Annotated in this window: 16 protein-coding genes and 3 pseudogenes; 8 read left to right on the top strand and 11 right to left on the bottom strand. The window is 68.7% G+C overall.

Annotated elements, in window-relative coordinates; translation table 11 throughout:
- Positions 1-4: 4 nt before the first annotated feature.
- Genes ACFZBB_RS28295 through ACFZBB_RS28285 form a run of 3 tightly spaced genes read right to left on the bottom strand, consistent with a single transcriptional unit; the run spans position 5 to position 3,109 of the window.
- Entirely contained in the window at positions 5-841 is an 837-nt protein-coding gene (locus ACFZBB_RS28295) for an ABC transporter permease subunit (RefSeq protein ID WP_391128002.1), read from the bottom strand.
- Positions 838-1,818 (bottom strand): ABC transporter permease subunit, encoded by a 981-nt coding sequence (locus ACFZBB_RS28290; RefSeq protein WP_391127999.1) that lies wholly within the window; start codon positions 1,816-1,818, stop codon positions 838-840. Before ACFZBB_RS28290 ends, ACFZBB_RS28295 begins: the two co-directional genes overlap by 4 nt.
- Position 1,819: 1 nt before the next feature.
- Positions 1,820-3,109, bottom strand: a complete 1,290-nt coding sequence (locus ACFZBB_RS28285; RefSeq protein WP_391127996.1) for an extracellular solute-binding protein — start codon at positions 3,107-3,109, stop codon at positions 1,820-1,822.
- 264 nt (positions 3,110-3,373) lie between these two features.
- On the opposite strand from ACFZBB_RS28285, the gene ACFZBB_RS28280 reads away from it, so the two are divergent.
- Both ACFZBB_RS28280 and ACFZBB_RS28275 read left to right on the top strand, forming a co-directional pair.
- Positions 3,374-4,396 (top strand): SIS domain-containing protein, encoded by a 1,023-nt coding sequence (locus ACFZBB_RS28280; RefSeq protein ID WP_391127993.1) that lies wholly within the window; start codon positions 3,374-3,376, stop codon positions 4,394-4,396.
- Between the two features lie 62 nt (positions 4,397-4,458).
- A pseudogene (locus ACFZBB_RS28275) lies at positions 4,459-4,731 on the top strand (GNAT family N-acetyltransferase); the annotation flags it as partial.
- A gap of 147 nt (positions 4,732-4,878) precedes the next feature.
- Here the strand turns inward: ACFZBB_RS28275 and ACFZBB_RS28270 are convergent.
- The 3 genes from ACFZBB_RS28270 to ACFZBB_RS28260 all read right to left on the bottom strand — a co-directional run bounded on the left by ACFZBB_RS28270 (position 4,879) and on the right by ACFZBB_RS28260 (position 6,514).
- Positions 4,879-5,346: a MarR family transcriptional regulator gene (locus ACFZBB_RS28270; RefSeq protein ID WP_391127990.1), complete on the bottom strand. Its 468-nt coding sequence runs from the start codon at positions 5,344-5,346 to the stop codon at positions 4,879-4,881.
- Between the two features lie 118 nt (positions 5,347-5,464).
- Positions 5,465-5,749 carry a helix-turn-helix domain-containing protein gene (locus ACFZBB_RS28265; RefSeq protein WP_391127987.1) on the bottom strand — a complete coding sequence of 95 codons (285 nt, stop codon included), beginning with the start codon at positions 5,747-5,749 and terminating at the stop codon, positions 5,465-5,467.
- Positions 5,750-5,923: 174 nt separating this feature from the next.
- A complete protein-coding gene (locus ACFZBB_RS28260; RefSeq protein WP_391127984.1) occupies positions 5,924-6,514 on the bottom strand; it encodes a TetR family transcriptional regulator in 591 nt (196 codons plus the stop codon).
- Between the two features lie 168 nt (positions 6,515-6,682).
- Here ACFZBB_RS28260 and ACFZBB_RS28255 point away from each other — a divergent pair, with 168 nt between their 5' ends.
- Positions 6,683-7,651: a zinc-binding dehydrogenase gene (locus ACFZBB_RS28255; RefSeq protein WP_391127981.1), complete on the top strand. Its 969-nt coding sequence runs from the start codon at positions 6,683-6,685 to the stop codon at positions 7,649-7,651.
- 84 nt (positions 7,652-7,735) lie between these two features.
- Here the strand turns inward: ACFZBB_RS28255 and ACFZBB_RS28250 are convergent, their stop codons facing one another.
- The 3 genes from ACFZBB_RS28250 to ACFZBB_RS28240 form a co-directional block, all read right to left on the bottom strand.
- Positions 7,736-8,146 (bottom strand): (4Fe-4S)-binding protein, encoded by a 411-nt coding sequence (locus ACFZBB_RS28250; RefSeq protein WP_391127978.1) that lies wholly within the window; start codon positions 8,144-8,146, stop codon positions 7,736-7,738.
- Between the two features lie 37 nt (positions 8,147-8,183).
- Positions 8,184-8,492 (bottom strand): N-acetyltransferase, encoded by a 309-nt coding sequence (locus tag ACFZBB_RS28245; RefSeq protein WP_391127975.1) that lies wholly within the window; start codon positions 8,490-8,492, stop codon positions 8,184-8,186.
- A 262-nt stretch (positions 8,493-8,754) separates the two neighbouring features.
- A complete protein-coding gene (locus ACFZBB_RS28240; RefSeq protein ID WP_391127972.1) occupies positions 8,755-10,230 on the bottom strand; it encodes an alpha/beta fold hydrolase in 1,476 nt (491 codons plus the stop codon).
- Between the two features lie 472 nt (positions 10,231-10,702).
- Between ACFZBB_RS28240 and ACFZBB_RS28235 the strand changes: the two genes are divergently transcribed.
- The 4 genes from ACFZBB_RS28235 to ACFZBB_RS28220 all read left to right on the top strand — a co-directional run bounded on the left by ACFZBB_RS28235 (position 10,703) and on the right by ACFZBB_RS28220 (position 14,832).
- Positions 10,703-11,773 (top strand): Atu2307/SP_0267 family LLM class monooxygenase, encoded by a 1,071-nt coding sequence (locus ACFZBB_RS28235; protein WP_391127969.1) that lies wholly within the window; start codon positions 10,703-10,705, stop codon positions 11,771-11,773.
- Entirely contained in the window at positions 11,770-12,429 is a 660-nt protein-coding gene (locus ACFZBB_RS28230; protein ID WP_391127966.1) for an NAD(P)-binding domain-containing protein, read from the top strand. Before ACFZBB_RS28235 ends, ACFZBB_RS28230 begins: the two co-directional genes overlap by 4 nt.
- A 130-nt stretch (positions 12,430-12,559) precedes the next feature.
- Complete coding sequence (locus ACFZBB_RS28225; protein ID WP_391127963.1) at positions 12,560-13,903, top strand: glutaminase; 1,344 nt, start codon at positions 12,560-12,562, stop codon at positions 13,901-13,903.
- Positions 13,904-13,989: 86 nt separating this feature from the next.
- Complete coding sequence (locus tag ACFZBB_RS28220; RefSeq protein WP_391127960.1) at positions 13,990-14,832, top strand: alpha/beta fold hydrolase; 843 nt, start codon at positions 13,990-13,992, stop codon at positions 14,830-14,832.
- Positions 14,833-15,106: 274 nt separating this feature from the next.
- On the opposite strand, the gene ACFZBB_RS28215 is transcribed toward ACFZBB_RS28220, so the two are convergent.
- Entirely contained in the window at positions 15,107-15,763 is a 657-nt protein-coding gene (locus ACFZBB_RS28215) for an isochorismatase family protein (RefSeq protein WP_391127957.1), read from the bottom strand.
- A gap of 148 nt (positions 15,764-15,911) precedes the next feature.
- A pseudogene (locus tag ACFZBB_RS28210) lies at positions 15,912-16,259 on the bottom strand (MarR family winged helix-turn-helix transcriptional regulator); the annotation flags it as partial.
- 2 nt (positions 16,260-16,261) lie between these two features.
- Between ACFZBB_RS28210 and ACFZBB_RS28205 the strand changes: the two are divergent.
- A pseudogene (locus ACFZBB_RS28205) lies at positions 16,262-16,474 on the top strand (VOC family protein); the annotation flags it as partial.
- Positions 16,475-16,516: the final 42 nt, after the last annotated feature.

Raw genomic sequence — 16,516 nt, 5'->3', positions numbered from 1 at the left:
GTCCTCACTTCACGGCGCCGGCCACCAGGCCCATGGTCAGCCGTCGTTGGGCCAGCACGAAGACGATCACGACCGGAATCGTCACCAGCGTGGAGGCCGCCATCAGGCCGCCCCAGTCGTTGGTGTTCTGGCCGAGGAACTCCGCGAGGCCGACGCCGACGGTCATCCTGTTCTGGTCGGACAGGAAGGTCAGCGCGAAGGTGAACTCCTCCCAGGCCAGGACGAAGGAGAACGCGCTGGTGGCGATGAGCCCCGGCACGACCAGCGGCAGCAGGATCGAGCGGAACATCCGCCACCAGGAGCAGCCGTCCAGGTAGGCGGCCTCCTCCAACTCGACCGGCACCGCGGCCACGAAGCCCCGCAGATTCCAGATCGCGAACGGCAGCGCGAAGGCCGTGTAGACGACCGCCAGGCCCAGCAGCGAGTTGAGCATCCGCAAGTCCTTCATTTGAAGGAACAGCGGGATGACCAGCGCCTCGGCGGGCAGCATCTGCACCACGAGGATCAGCACCAGCACGGTGGTGCGCAGCCGGAACCTGAAGCGCGCCATGGCGACCGCGCCGAGCAGCGCGAGCACACCCGAGGCGACCACCACGATCACGGTGACGATCGCCGAGTTGACCATGTAGCGGCCGAAGCCGCCCGAGGCCCCCGAGGACATCACCTTCGAGAAGTGCCCCATCGTGAAGTGCGTGGGGAACAGGCTGTCCGTGCCCGAACTCGCCCGCCCGTTCAGGGCCGTGGAGAGCATGAAGTACACCGGGAACAGCGTGAACAGCAGGACCAGCGCCGTGGCCGCGAACTTGCCGGTCCTGACCCGGTTGGAGGATCTGGCAGTCATCGGATCTCATCCTCTTTGAACAGCACCCGCAGGTACACCGCGGTGATCGCCAGCAGCACGACGGTGAGCAGGACGGCGATGGCCGCGCCCAGCCCGTACTGGTTCTGGTTGATCGCCTTCATGTAGGACCACACACCGAGGTTGAGCACGTCCGGGTTGGAGCCCGCGCCGCCCGGCATCAGGTAGATCTGGGTGAAGACCTTGAAGTCCCAGATCGTGGAGAGCACGGTGACCACGGCGAACACCGGCCGCATCACCGGCACCGTGACGTGCCAGAACCGCTGCCAGGCGCTCGCGCCGTCCAGCCGGGCCGCCTCGTGCAGCTCCTGCGGCACCGTGGTCAGCCCGGCGAAGACGGTGATGGCGACGAACGGGTAGCTGTGGTGGATCACGTTCAGCTCGGCGATGGAGTAGAACGACAGCCGGTCGGTGAACCAGTTGTACCCGTCGGGACCGAGCAGCCCGACACTCTGGAAGACCCGCCGGGCCAGGCCCGAGTCCGGGTCGAAGATCCACACCCAGACATAGGTGCCGGTGACCGCCGGCAGCGCCCACGCGATGAGCGCGGAGGCGATGACGGCGGCGCGCGACTTGGGACCCAGGGTCTGGAGCAGCAGCGCCACCAGCGTCCCGAAGACGATGGTGCCCGCGACGGCGACCAGCGCGAAGAGCACGGTGTTCGGCAGCACGGTGTGCCACAGATACGAGCCCGCCAGCGCCTCGCGGTAGTTGTCCACACCGATGTACGTCGGGTGGCCGGAGATGATCTCCTTCAGACCGTAGCGCTGGAACGACAGATAGGTGACGCGCACGATCGGGTAGAGCAGCAGCGCCGCGATCACGGCCAGCGGCGCGGCGAGCAGCAGCCACGGCCGCAGCCGGGCCACGAGCGGCGGCGTGCGCCGGACCGGACGGCGCGCGTCCTCCGCGAGTGCGGGGACGGTGCGCACGCCGTCGGTCACGGTGACGTCCTCCACGTCAGCTCCCCTGGAGCGTCTTGGTGATGGAGTCAGAGGCTGTCGTGGTGGCCTTCTGCACCGAGGTGCCGGTAAGGATCGACTGGAGCATCTGCGTCACGGTCTGGTCGCCCTCGACGGCGCCCCACTGCGGCGCGCTCGGCACGTTCTTGCCCGCTTCGAGCATCGTCTTGGCGAACGGCGCCACCAGCGGGTCGGGGCTGTTGGCGTACTGCTTGAGCTGCGTGGTGGTGCTGGGGAAGTAACCCGCCTGGTCCGCCCACTGCTTGCTCAGGTCGCCGGTGGTCATCATCTTGATGAACTTCCAGGCCAGATCGGGGTTCTTGCTGGTCTTGAGGACCGCGAGGTTGGAGCCGCCGAGGAACGCGGGCGCGATGCCGCCGTCCTTGCCCGGGATCGGGAAGGCGCCGATCTTGTCCTTGAGGGTGGGGTCGGTGGCGACCGCGGTCTTCGGGGTCCAGTTGCCCTGGATCACCATGGCGGCCTTGCCCTTGACGAAGGAGTCGAGCAGGTCGGTCTCCTTCCAGGTCGAGGCGCCGACGCTGGAGGAGTCGTCCTTGAGCGCGAGGTTGGTGTAGAACTCCAGGCCCGCCCGGGCCTGCGGTGAGTCGAGGGTGCCGGTCCACTTGCCGCCGCTGTCCTTGGCGAAGTCACCGCCCGCACCCCAGATGAAGGGCGCCGAGGCGTACGAGCTCGCGCCGGCGATCGGCATGGGCATCATGTCGGGCTTCTTCTGCTTGAGCGTCTTCACGGTCTGCTCGAGCTCGGCCCAGTTGGCCGGGGTCTTCAGACCCAGCTCGGTGAAGACGTCCTTGCGGTAGACGATCGCCCGCACACCGGCGTACCAGCCGACGCCGTACTGCTTGCCGTCGTAGGTCGCGGAGTCCTTCAAGGCGGGGATCAGGTCCTTGGAGATGCCCGCGGAGTCGATCTGCTGGGTGAGGTCGGTGAGCCCGCCCGCGGCGGCGAACTCCGGGGTCCAGGTGGTGCCGATCTCCGAGACGTCGGGGCCGCCGCCGCCCGCGAAGGCGCGGACCAGCTTGTCGTGGGCGTCGGCCCACTGCACTTCCTGGATCTTCAAGGTGGCGCCGGTCTCGGCGGCGAACTCCTTCTTCGCCGCGGCGTAGAAGGCCGTCGCGTCCGGGTTGGTGCCCTTCATGACCCACCAGGTCAGCGACTTGCCGTCGGCCGAGGAGGGGGAAGAGGAGGACGAGCCGTCGTTCCCGCACGCGGTGAGCAGGAAGACGGCCGCGGTGAGCCCGGCAATGCCTGCCTTGCACATAGATCTCATCGAGCTGTGTCTCCTTCGCGGTGCGGTGCCAGAGGTGTCGGAGGGGGACCTCGGCGGCGCCGTCCCCCGTACGCGCAGCCCCGCCCGTCGGGCGTACGGCATGGCCAGACGGTCCGGCTGCGGACCGCCCTTGGGCTGCGGTGATTCGGCAAGTATGGAGATGACGGCCTGACGCGTCAATAACTACCGCGAGGGGCGGTCATAGTGTTCGTTTTTAACATCATCTCCGGGCTACGCTGTCGCTGACGTCATCTGGAGGAAGCCATGGCCAAGCGCGCACTGTTGCCCGTGCCCACCGCGCAGGACGCGTCCGCCGCGGTCCCTCCGACCGCGGCGGCCCCTCCCGTCTCCGGGGTCACGGCGCACCGGGCGCCCGACGACGCGCTCGTCGGTGACGTACTGGTCAGGATCCGCGGCGCCGTCCCCTCCCTCCAGCCCGCGGAGAAGCGGGTCGCGGCGGCGATCCTGAGCGATCCGGCCGGGGCGGCGCGGTTGTCCAGCACGGCGCTGGCCGGGCAGGCGGAGACCTCGGTGACGACGGTGATGCGCTTCTGCCGGACGATCGGACTGCGCAATTACCCGCACCTGCGCGTGGCGCTGGCCGGAGCGGCGGCGCGCGAGGACGCGCAGAGCGCGGACCGGCTACGGGCCAGCGGCGACATCAGCGAGGCGGACACCCTCGCCCAGGTCGTGGACAAAATCGTGTACAACGAGGCGCGGGCGCTGGAGGAGACCGGCGCCAACCTCGACCTCGACACCCTGGAACTGGCCGTACGGGCGATATCCCAGGCCCGCAGGATCGACATCTTCGGCATCGGGGCGAGCGGCTTCGTCGGCCAGGACCTGCACCAGAAACTGCACCGCATCGGCCTCATGGCGTTCATCTGGACGGACGCGCACGCGGCGCTGACCGCCGCCGCCCTGCTCGGCAAGAACGACGTGGCGGTCGGCATCTCCCACTCCGGCGCCACCGTGGACACCGTCGACCCCCTGGAGGCCGCCGCCGAGCGCGGCGCGACCACCATCGCCCTCACCAACTTCGCGGGCTCGCTGCTCACCCGGTCCGCCGACCTGGTGCTCACCACCGCGGTCCGCGAGATGCCCCTGCGGTCCGGCTCCACCGCCAGCCGGATCGCCCAACTGGCCGTGGTCGACTGCCTGTTCGTCGGCATCGCCCAGCGCTCGTACGACCGCGCGACCGCCGCGCTCGCGCAGACCTACGGCGTGGTGCACCAGCGCCGCCCCCATCCCCACCCCGGCCGACGCGCGTCAGCCGAGGACCACTGACCCCGCCACACCGCTCGACTCGCCCGCCGCCACCGCCCTGCCACCTTCTGCACCGACGCCCTCCGTGCGCGGTACTGCCCTCAGCCCAGCGCACCGGTGCCGGCTCCGCGGCCGTCCGCGTCGCCTTGGCCGCCGCCCGGGCCACGGGAGAGAATCTCGTCGTCGTCCTGGGACACGCCGACTACTACCCTCGGTTCGGCTTCACGCCAGCCTCACGCTTCGGCATCCGAGCACCCTTCGAAGCACCTGACGAGGCCATGACGGCCATGGCTCTGGACGACACTCGCCCGGTCCCGCCGGGCACCATCCAGTACCCGCTTGCGTTTGGCGTCTGACCGCTCTTATAGCGCCCCGGGGGGCCTGTTCCCCGGGGCGCCACAGCCTTTCCAGGCCGCGTATGCGCGGATGGCCTGGGCGGAAGCGTCGGCTGTCGGCGGCGACCTCGGCGGCCGAGCAGGACGTGAGCTGACGGTGACGCCCGGTCAGTCCGGCTGCTTCTCGATGTGGTCCAGGATTCTTCTGGAGATCAGGGCGAGCGTGCTGAGCTGACTCGGGGTCAGGGCGTCGACGAACAGGCGCCGTACGCGCTCCACGTGCATCGGCGCGGCGTCTTCGATGGCCTTGTAGCCGGCGGGAGTCGCGACGACGAATGCTCCACGGCCGTCGTCGGGGCATTCCTCCCTGACGGTGAGCCCGCGTTTCGTCATCCGCGAGACCTGGTGGGACATCCGGCTCTTCTCCCACTCCACGGATTTGGCCAGATCCAGGAACCGCATGCGCCCCCCGCCCCTTTCGGTGAGGCTGGAGAGCACGATGTAGTCGGACGCGGACATTCCGGAGTCGGTCTGGACGTGGCGGGACAGCCGTCCGATGAGGGTCTCCTGCATGCGGATGAAGCTGTCCCAGGCAGCCTTCTCTTCCGGCTCGAGCCAGCGCGGCGTCACGTCCATGCGCACAGTCTATCGATGTTGTTGACACCTCACCTGCTCCCGTGGCAGGGAGGACGCGACCCGATGTCCCCACGTCAGGCCCGCGGATCCGCCGTATGAGTCGCGAGCGCGAGCGGGGTCAGCTGAGCGTGGGACGGCTCCTTCGGTTTCCGTTCGCGGCCGAGCGTGACGACTGCCGTTCCTGGTTCCGGAACTGTGCGGGCGATGAGCCGACGACGCGGCGGAACGCGGTGCTGAACGCGCTCTCGGACCGGTAACCCGTGGCGCGTGCCAGTTCGGAGATCGACAGGGTGTCGCGGGCGAGGGCGTCGCGGGCGAGGCTGATGCGCCACCGGATCAGGTACTCCAGCGGCGGGACCCCGACGTGGCTCTTGAAGGCATGGGCGAACGCGGAACGCGGCATGCGGCTGATCTCGGCGAGCTCCTTGAGGGTCCAGACGCGAACATCTACGTCGACGGCGGCACCAACCAGATCTGACGTGGACGAGACACGGGCGCGCCGGAGCGGTGCGCGTTCTTGGTGCGAGCCGAGTCGCGGGCCGGGCGGTGGGGACGGCCGGCGTGAACGCGTGAGCGATCAGTCGTGAGGCGCCTTGAGTTCGAGGCTCGCCGGGAGCGCGGCGACGGTGCGGTTGAGGAGAAGGACGAGACTCTCCGCGCTGTCGCCGTCTTCCGTACGCCGCATCCAGACTCGTTGGGCGTCACGCGAGGCGACGAGGAAGAGGTCGAGCAGGAGCCTGGGCCTGGGATCGTCCGTGTCCGAAATGCCCAGGACCGGTGCCAGGGTGCTCAGCGCCGCCTGAACGGCCTCGTCGCAGAACCGGAGATTGTGCGCGGCGAACGACGGGTGGACGGCGTCGAGCCCGAGCGCAAGGAGTGTGAGCCGGGTCCAGTTCGCGTCCCGAGCCGCACATTCGCGGATGGAGGCGACCAAGGTGTCTCGCAGGACGGAGAGGACTGTCGCGTCGGCGTCGCGGGACTGCGGCTCCGATTCCAGCCGCCGCAGGAACTCACGCCACAGATCCTGCAATGGCGTCATCGCTACGTCTTCCTTGCTGGTGAAGTACCGGAAGAACGTGCGCTTCGAGACGCCTACCTGAAGGCACAAGTCGTCGAGGGTGACGGCATCCGCGCCGTGCAGGGTGAAGGACTCCAGCGCATGGACCACGAGGTCCCGGCGGGTCTGCGCCTTCTTGCGCTCCCTGAGTGTCTCCGGCCGGGCTCCGCCCTGCCCTCCGACCGGTCTGGCGCCATCCACTCGTGCAGCCTACCGTGAAACTCTCGATGTGCCACTTGGTAGCATGTGCCCCTCAGAGGCATATTAAGGAGAGCTTTCGTGCGGGCACTGATGGTCGACCACACACGCGGTACGGCGCTCCGGGTGGGTGAGGCCGAACCACCTCGGCCCGGCCCTTCCCAGGTCCTGGTGAAGGTAGACGCGTTCTCGCTCAACTACGGGGAGATCGTGACCGCGCGCGAACTGCCCGACGGTGCCATTCCGGGGTGGGAAGCGGCCGGACACGTGGTCGAAGCCGCTCGCGACGGCTCCGGACCCTCGGTGGGTACGCCTGTCATCACACTCGACGAGGCGAACGGCTGGGCCGAGTACAGGGTCGCGGACACCGCGATGATCGGTGTGGTTCCCCGGGGCGCGGATCTCGGCGGAATGAGCACCATCCCGGTCGCCGCCAACAGTGCTCTGCGCGCGCTACGGCGCATCGGCCCCATCCTCGGCCGAACCGTCATGGTCACGGGCGCCACCGGGGGAGTCGGGCGCTACGCGGTGCAACTCGCGCGCATGGGCGGGGCCACGGTCGTCGCCGTCACCGGCTCGGCCGGGCCGTACGCCGACGAGCTGCGCTCTCTCGGTGCCGCCGAGGTGGTCTCTCGGCCCACCGAGTACGCCGGATCCGTGCACGGAGTCGTCGAATGTGTCGGTGGCGCGTTCCTCGTGGAGGCGTTCGACCTCCTGGAGCGGGACGGGGTGCTCGTCGCCCTGGGGCACGTCGCTCCCGAGCCGGAGTCGTTCCCGCCGGGGGCCCTCATCGCCGGTCCGGCGCGTCACAACCGCAGCATCGTCACCTTCCACCAGCTCGACGGCGCTCCGCTGCCTCCCGACCTCAGCTGGTTGAGCGAGCGGGTCGCCATGGGGGCGCTGACTCCGTCAGTGGCGTGGCGCGGTTCCTGGCACCGCGTCGACGAAGCGATCGACCGGCTCCTCACCCGCACCCTCCACGGCAAGGCGGTGGTCGAAGTCGGCCGCACAGAAGCTGACGGAAGCATCCGGACGACCGCTGCCGCATGAGCGGGCGGAGCCGTTCGCGGCGCTGCTGACGAGAACTCAGCCGAGCGGTGTCCCTACTGTGCGGGGCCGGGGCGCCGGTCCGTGTCACTGACCGCAGGGCCCCGCGTGGTCGCAGTACGGCTGGAGGCGGCTCTGACCGCAGCCGCACAACACGGCCCTGGTCTCGGTGCGCACCCCTTGCGGCGTCTCCACGCTCAGCTCCCCGCGGACGGTCAACTGCCCGGTGGAACTGCGCGTGATCGTCGTGGGTCGGTCGGGGGTTTCCGCCCCACCCTCGACGAGTCGGTACTGGAGTGCGCCCGAGGGGCAGCGCCGGACGACTTCCGCCAGGCGCTCGGCCGTGGCGTTGTCCGGCTGAATCCACGGTCGTTTCTCCAGGTCGAAGACCTCGGGCAGACCATGGACGCATTCGGCGGCGTGGAGGCAGCGCCGCGCCTCGAACGTCACCGTGATCGACTCCGCCCGGTACGCCTTTTGCTCGGATCCGCTGTTCATCCTCGCGCCCGTCTCCGTTCCTGCCGTACTCGGCTTGTCAGTCACTGACCTTGCTGCGGGACTGGTAGAGCAGGTCCTGATACTCCGGGTGCCGGCTGATCCAGCCCGCGTAGAAGGGGCACGTGGCCAGAACCCGCAGGTTCGCGGCACGTGCCTCGTCGAGCGAGGTACGGACCAGCGCGGATCCGACTCCCGCCCCCTCGTGCTCCGTCCGGACCTCGGTGTGCACGAACGCGATGAGCTCCGCCGTACGGATGTACTCCGCGACGCCCGCCACTTCGGCATCTCCGTCGACACGGGCCTCGTAGCGCTTCGCCTCGGGCGCGTCCCTCACTTCGACCGCCATGTGTCCTCCTCGTGGTATCCGGTTACGCCACCTCTGCTCCGGAGGGCCTCCGGCAGCGCGCCGGCCGCTCGACACCGCGCGGTGGGACCGGCGGCGGACGGGCGGGACCGGAAAGAATGTGGTTGACGCGTCATCTACATTAGAAGGTCATTATTGACGCGTCAAGCAGTCCTGAACGCCACAGGTACCGGATCCGAGAGGGCTGATCGCCGCCCGAACCAGTTCGGGAACCCGGCGCTAATCAGCCCGTTGTACGTGTTCGCTATGAGGCCCGCTCGGCCGCACAGGTCGTGTCGTGGGCCGGAAGCTTCCCGGCGACCAGGTAGGTCGTCACGGCGTCGTTCGCGCACGTATTGCGGCCGAAGGGGTAGACACCGTGTCCGCCTTCGTCGGCGGTCACCATCGTGGCCCGGCCGCCCAGCGCCCAGCGCAGCTTCTTGGCCCCGATCAGCGGGGTTCCGGGGTCGCGCTTGTTCTGCACGAGGAGGATGTTCGAAGGGCCGCGGTCGCCGATCTTCACCGGCTGCTCGTAGGACGTGTGCGGCCAGAAAGCGCAGGGCCCGATATTGGCCGTGGACCCGCCCAGCTTCGGATACAGCAGTCGGTCCTTTGCCACGTCACGCTGGTACTCCCCGGTCTTCGTGGGCCAGCGGGTGTCCGCGCAAAGGACGTAGAGACGGGCCGCCATGGAGTTCTCCGCGTTCGGCGGCGCGGCCGGGGGCACGGGCTTGCCCTGGTCGAGGGACTGCCAGGTCTTCGCCAGATCCGGCCACAGCGTGTCGGCGTAGAGACCGTCGAGCGTCCTGCCGCGCAACATCGTCCCGTCGACACCCCCGACCGGATGGTCGTCGAGCCGCTTGGCGAGTTCGAAGAACTTCGCGGTCACCTGACGGGACGTGGTGCCCAGGCCGTATTCGGGATGGTCGGCCACGAAGTCCGCGAAGTCCGGGAAGCGCTCCTCCATGCCTTTGGCGACCAGCCGGAAAGCACCGGCGTCGTAGCCCTGGGGCCCCAGATTGCTGTCGAGGAGGATGCGGTCGCCGCGTGTGGGGAAGAGGGTGGCGTAGACCGAACCCAGCGAGGTGCCGTACGAGGCTCCGAGGTACGAGATCTTGCGCTCGCCCAGGGCCGCCCGGATGCGGTCCATGTCCCGCGCGGTGTTGGCGGTGGTGGTGTGCGGCAGCATCCACGCGCTGCGCGAGCCGGTGCACTGCCGGGCGACGGTACGCGCGTACGTCGCCTCCCGGGTGACGTCCGCGGCGCTGCGGGCGTACGTCGGGAACGCGCCCCGCTCCTGCTGCTCCGCGGTCAGGTCGCAGGTCACCGGCGAACTGCGGCCCGCGCCGCGGGGATCGAACCCGATGAGGTCGTAGGAGTCCACCACCTCCTTGGGCATGCCCAAGGCCGCGAGGGCGGCGGGATAGATGAGCCCGGCCGCGCCGGGGCCTCCCGGATTGGTGAACAACACACCCCGGCGCTTGGACGGCTGATCACTGGCCAGTCTGGAAACCGCGATCTCGATCTGGCGACCGTCGGGCTGGCTGTAGTTCAGGGGGACTTGCAGGGTCGCGCACTCCAACCGCGGCGCTGCGGCTTCTTTCGGGCACGGTCCCCACTTCAGGGGTGCCGCTGTGTCCTTGGGTGTGTCCGTCGTCGCCGCGGAAGCGGCCGCGAGCGCGGTCGCCGCGACCGCGACGAGGGTGAGGGTGAGAGCGAGTACCCTCCGGCGGGGCCACATCCGCCCCCGCCGGTGGGCGGCAGGGCCATGCGGGCCCGCATCCGGCGAGGAATCCGCGTCAGGGGCCGGAAGTCTGTGCCCGGCCTCCCCGTTCCGGGTGGAATCTTCCGATGACTCCTGGCCACCCGGTTCACTCATGTCGCCCCATCTCTCTTGTGTCCCTTGTGTCTCTCTGGCACCTCAACTCAGCCTAAGCAAGGCTTAGTTGATGTGGCAACAGTCGAAGATAAGGGGAAGAATGAGCGGGAATGTCCATCCATTGCCGTCGAGCACGCCGCACCGGCATCTAGTTGACATCTCAACCATGAGGGTGGCATGGTTTACGTGTCAACTAAAGCGACGGCGGTGCGGTCGCTGCACCTGACCGGCGGGGAATCCGCCCAGGTCGCCCGGGACGGATGTCCCGCCCGGCGGTCACGAACCACGCATCGCCATGCCCCGACCCAACGAAAGCGTTGAGCGAGTGAGCACGATGGACGTTTCGCAAATCGAGTTCGGCATCGACAGCTTCGGGGACCGGCCCCGGGACGACCAGGGCGTCATCGTCTCGCACGCCCAGGCCATCCGCGCCGCGGTGACCGAAGCGGTCCTCGCCGATCAGGTCGGTATCGACGTCGTCGCGTTGGGCGAGCACCACCGACCCGAGTACGCGATCTCCAGCCCTGAGACGGTGCTGGCGGGCATCGCGACGGCCACGAGGCGCATCCGGCTCGCCTCGGGCGTGACCGTGCTGTCCTCGGACGACCCGGTGCGGGTGTTCCAGCGGTTCGCCACGGTCGACGCGCTCTCCAACGGCCGTGCCGAGGTGATCCTCGGGCGCGGTTCTTTCACCGAGTCGTTCCCGCTGTTCGGGTACGACCTCAAGGACTACGACGTGCTGTTCGAGGAGAAGATCGACCTCTTCCATCGGCTCCTGGACGAGAAGCCGGTCACCTGGGACGGCACCACGCGTGCCGCCCTGCGCGATGCGGACGTGTACCCGAAGACGGAGTCGGGACGTCTCAACACCTGGGTAGGGGTGGGCGGGACACCGCAGTCCGTGCTCCGCACGGCGCGATACGGCTTCCGGCTCATGCTCGCCATCATCGGCGGCGCTCCCGACCGGTTCGCTTCCTACGTGGATCTCTACCGGCGGGCCAGCGACGAGTTCGGCACAACGGCGCAGCCGATCGGGACCCATTCGCCCGGCTTCGTCGCCTCCACCGACGAAGAGGCCAAGGAGCTCTTCTACCCCGGGTACAAGGAGATCCGCGACCGCATCGGGAGGCAGCGCGGCTGGCCGCCGCTCCGCCGGGAGGAATTCGACGCGGAGGTGGACCGCGGGTCGCTGTACGTCGGCTCGGCCGAGACGGTCGCGGCCAGGATCGCCCACGCCGTCCGGGTCCTGGACGCGGGCCGGTTCGACATGATCTACTCCGCCGCCGGCACCGTTTCGGCCTCCGCGCGTCTGCGTTCGGTCGAGCTGTACGGCACCCAGGTCATCCCTCGGGTCCGTGAACTCCTGTCCGAGCGGCCCGCGGCCTCGGCGGGAGCCACGCGATGACGGACCCTGTCACCACGATCGGAATCCTGGGAGCCGGGAAGGTCGGCACTGTCCTGGCACGCCTGGCGGTCGCCGCCGGCTATCGAGTCCTGATCTCCGGGTCCGGCGACCCCTCCAAGGTCGCGCTCACCGCCAGAGTCCTCACGCCCGGAGCGACCGCCGTATGGCCGGCCCAGGCCGTCGATGCCGCCGACGTGGTGGTCCTGGCCCTCCCGCTCGGCAAACACCGTGACCTCCCGGTCACGGAGCTGAAGGGCAAGCTGGTCGTCGACGCGATGAACCACTGGTGGGAGGTCGACGGTCCCCGCGACGAGATCCTCCCGCCCGGTACGTCGTCGAGCGAGGCCGTTCAGCGGTTCCTGACGGGCGCACGTGTCGTGAAGGCCCTCAACCACATGGGCTACCACGATCTCGAGGACGGGGCCCGTCCAGTCGGCTCCCTCGGACGCAAGGCCATCGCGATCGCCGGTGACTCGCCCGAGGATCTCGCCGTCGTCGCTGACCTGATCACCACACTCGGATTCGACCCCCTCGCCATCGGCGGCCTTGCGGCGGGCGTCCGGCTTGAGCCCGGAACCCCCGCCTTCGGAGCCAATGTCGACATCGACCGGCTCCGCGCGCTCACCGCCGCCCCCGAGTCCGGCACGGCTGCTTGAGCACTCGTCGCAGAAGAACAGCGGCGCCTCGACCGGACCGGAAAACCGCGGTCACCTCGGCGCCTTCTTCTCTGTGGAAGGACAGTCAGACAAACCGTCGCGCCCGACGCCGATTGCGCATGGAGGACGAATGCGGTCGATCATTCCCGACTATCTGGCGGAGGCACTGCGGGACGTGGAGTCGAACACGTCCGGAGAACCCGCGCAGTACATCCCGGAGCTGGCAGCGGCGAACCCCGATCGCCTCGGCGCTGCCTTCGCCATGGTCGATGGAGAGGTCTACGGCGCCGGTGACATCGACGTCGATTTCACGATCCAGTCGATCTCCAAGCCGTTCGTCTACGCGTTGGCGCTGGCCGATCGCGGATTCGACTCCGTGCTCGCCAAAGTCGGTGTCGAGCCGTCCGGAGAGGCGTTCAACGAGATCTCACTCGAGAGCGATACGGGGCGCCCTCTCAATCCCATGATCAACGCCGGTGCGATCACCGTGCACGCACTCGCCGGCGCGGAGAACCTGCTTCCGGCAGAGCGCGTGGAACGCGTGCTCCACGGCCTCTCGGCGTTCGCCGGTCGTCGGCTCACGCCGGATGAGGCGGTGTGCGCGTCGGAGATGGAGCACGCGCACCGCAACCTCGCCATTGCCCACATGCTGCGCAGTCACGACGTCCTCACCGAGGACCCCGAGGCCGTCGTGGACGGTTACATCCGGCAGTGTTCCGTGCGCGTCACCACGCGAGATCTGGCCATGATGGCCGCGACGTTGGCCAACCGGGGCATGAACCCCCTCTCGGGTGAGCAGGTGGTTCCGGAATCGGTGGTACGACAGGTGCTGAGCGTCATGTTCAGTTGCGGCATGTACGACGCCGCCGGCGACTGGGCGACCCAGGTCGGCATTCCGGCGAAGAGCGGGGTGGCCGGGGGCCTGATCGGCGCGCTCCCCGGACAGATCGGCATGGCCACGTTCTCACCACGCCTGGATCGTCACGGGAACAGCGTTCGCGGGGTGTCCCTGTTCGAACGATTCTCCGCGGACATGGGACTGCACGTGATGGAGGTCCCCGCCGCCGCGCGTGCGGTGGTGCGGTCCCACCACGCCGTGGGCAGCGGACCGAACGCGCTCCGGGTCCTGCAACTGCAAGGTGGCATCGGCTTCGCCGCGGCCGAGAGGGTCGTTCAGGAAGCCATGGCCGTTCCGCCTTCGGCCGTAAGGGTGGCCTTGGACCTGACGAGGGTCCATTCGATGGACGACGTGGCGCGGCGCGTGCTGCTGGAGGTCGTGCGTCGGCTGACGCTGAGTGGTCACGAGGTGTATCTCGCCGACCCGGAATCGATCATGCCCGATCCCGATCCCGGCGACGGTGGCCGCGTCACCGTCGTGGACACCGTGGACCAGGCCGTGCATCCGCCGCGGGACGGCCCGGCACGGGAAGCGGTCGGCGACGGAGCGGGGAATCGTCCGACTCGCCGCCGATGAAACGGAGTTCTCGCACAGAAGTCGAGCCATCGGGCTCAAAGACACGGGTCGGCGTTCGGTTCGTCGGCCGGAAAGGGAAAGAGACCATGGGTTACATCACCGTCGGCACGGAGAACAGCACGCCGGTCGAGCTCTACTACGAGGACCAGGGTTCCGGGCAGCCGGTCGTCCTGATCCACGGCTACCCGCTGGACGGGCACAGTTGGGAACGTCAGACACGCGAACTGCTGGCCCAGGGCTATCGGGTCATCACCTACGACCGCCGAGGCTTCGGCCAGTCGTCGAAGGTGAACTCCGGTTACGACTACGACACCTTCGCCGCCGACCTGAACACGGTCCTCGAAACTCTCGACCTGCGGGACGTCGTCCTTGTCGGTTTCTCGATGGGCACGGGGGAACTCGCCCGCTACGTGAGCCGGCACGGTCATGAGCGTGTCGCGAAGCTCGCCTTCCTCGCCTCACTGGAGCCGTTCCTCGTCGCCCGCGACGACAACCCCGACGGCGTGCCGCAGGAAGTGTTCGACGGCATCGCGGCGGCCGCGAAGGCGGACCGGTACGCCTGGTTCAAGCAGTTCTACGCGGACTTCTACAACCTCGACGAGAACCTCGGCACCCGTATCAGCGAGGAGGCCGTGACCGGTAGCTGGAACGTCGCGGTCCTCAGCGCTCCGGTGGCCGCGTACGCCGTGGTCCCGGCATGGATCGAGGACTTCCGCGCCGATGTCGAGGCGGTCCGTGCGAGCGGCAAGCCCGCGCTGATCCTGCACGGAACGAAGGACAACATCCTCCCGATCGACGCCACTGGCCGTCGATTCCACAAGGCGCTCCCCGAGGCCGACTACGTCGAGGTCGAAGGAGCACCGCACGGCCTGCTCTGGACCCACGCCGACGAGGTCAACACCGCGCTGCGCGACTTCCTCTCGAAGTGACGGTGGCTGACGGATGCGGCGCGGGAGCCGAGGCGCTGGAAGAGGAAGGACTGTAGTTCGCGTCGCGGGAGGGGGCACCGACGAAGTGGCACGGAGCTGGAACGCGGCAGCCAGCTCACCTGCCGCGGCGGCGTTGCGAACCGCCGAGAAGCGGTGAGGGACGGAAGGTCAACTGCCGACGGGCCGCCGGAATCTCCGGCGGCCCGTCGCCAGTCCTTCCGTCGCCAGTCCTTCCGTCGTCGTACCGAACGAACTTCACACAACGGCAGTGGCGTCAGGCTTCGTTTCCGGCGGGCGTGGCCAGAAGCTGCATCTCCCAGGCGAAAGCCACACCGCTGGCACCGCCGTGCTGCGCCTGGACCTCGGCGACGCCCTGAACGGTCTTCTCGCGGGCCCAGTCGCGCTGCCACTCGCCCAGCACCGCCATCCAGGTGATCGGGGTCACGCCCGCCTGGATCATGCGCTGCACCGCCATGTCGTGCGCCTCCCTCGAGACACCGCCCGACGCGTCGGTGACGACGTAGACCTCGAAGCCCTCGCCCGCCGCCTGTATCGCCGGCATGGCCACACAGATCTCCGTCCAGAGGCCGGCGAGAATCAGCTTCTTACGCCCTGTCGCCTTGACGGCGTTCACGACACGCTCGTCCTGCCAGGTGTTGATGAAGGTCCTGTTGATCGGCTTCTGCTCCGGGAACACATCCCGCAGACCCTGGAGAAGAAGGCCGCCGCGCTCCTCCAGGACGGTGGTCAGAACGGTCGGAACGCCGTACACCTTGGCGGCCTTGGCGAGTCCGACGGCGTTGTTGACGACCATCGTCGGCTCGTGGCTGTGCAGGTTGGCGACCTGGAACGGCTGGTGGTCGATGAGGGCGAGCACGCTCTCCTCGGGTGTCAGCAGCGCTCCGAGTCCGGCCTTGTTCTCAGTACCCACGAGATACCCCTTCTGGAACTTCGCGTATGCGGGTCCCCGGCGGTACGCCGACTTCTCGACGCGGCATCGAGCAAGAGGTGGGCCGGCCGGGCGGCCCACCACCAGTTTGTTGATGTGTCACCGACACTAAATGTCGGTCGATGATGCGTCAACTAGTACCGCGTGGGCTGTCGGCTTTGGTGTCGCGCAGGGAATGGATCACGCTTCGCAGGATCCGGAACGCGCCTGACTGCTCGGTGTCGGTCAGGCCGGCCAGCATCCTCACCTCGACGGACCGGACGGCCACGGTCGCCTTCTCCAGGCTCCGTCGGCCGCGCGGCGTGAGGCGCGCGGGGAGGACCTTCCCGACGGGCGCCGCCGCGGGCCTGGTCACGTAGCCGTCTCGTTCCAGGGTCTGGAGCAGCACGTTCATCGACTGCCGTGTGACGAACGCGCCGCGTGCGAGTTCGGAGTTGGACAGGGCCGGCCGTTGAGCCAGCAGTTCCAGGCAGGAGTAGCGACATCGTTCCCAGCACCGATCTCGCGTCCGTTGCCCAGCCCGGCATCGGTGCCGCGATCTGGCTGCACGCCACCGACGTCCAGGCCGTCCACGACGCTCTCGTCGCCGACGGTCACACCATCGTCTCCGCGCCGGTCGACGGCCCCTTCGGCCGGACGTTCACCTTCGCCGACCCCGACGGCTACCAGATCACGCTCCACGACCGCGCCTGATCGGCCGCTCATCGGCGCACCGGCTCAACGGCGGTACGCGCA

The sequence above is a fragment of the Streptomyces sp. NPDC008139 genome (assembly GCF_042957025.1).
In the GTDB taxonomy this organism is placed as follows: Bacteria; Actinomycetota; Actinomycetes; order Streptomycetales; family Streptomycetaceae; genus Actinacidiphila.
The sequence above is the reverse complement of the archived record's forward strand: the minus strand, read 5'-3'. Positions and strand labels throughout refer to the sequence as shown.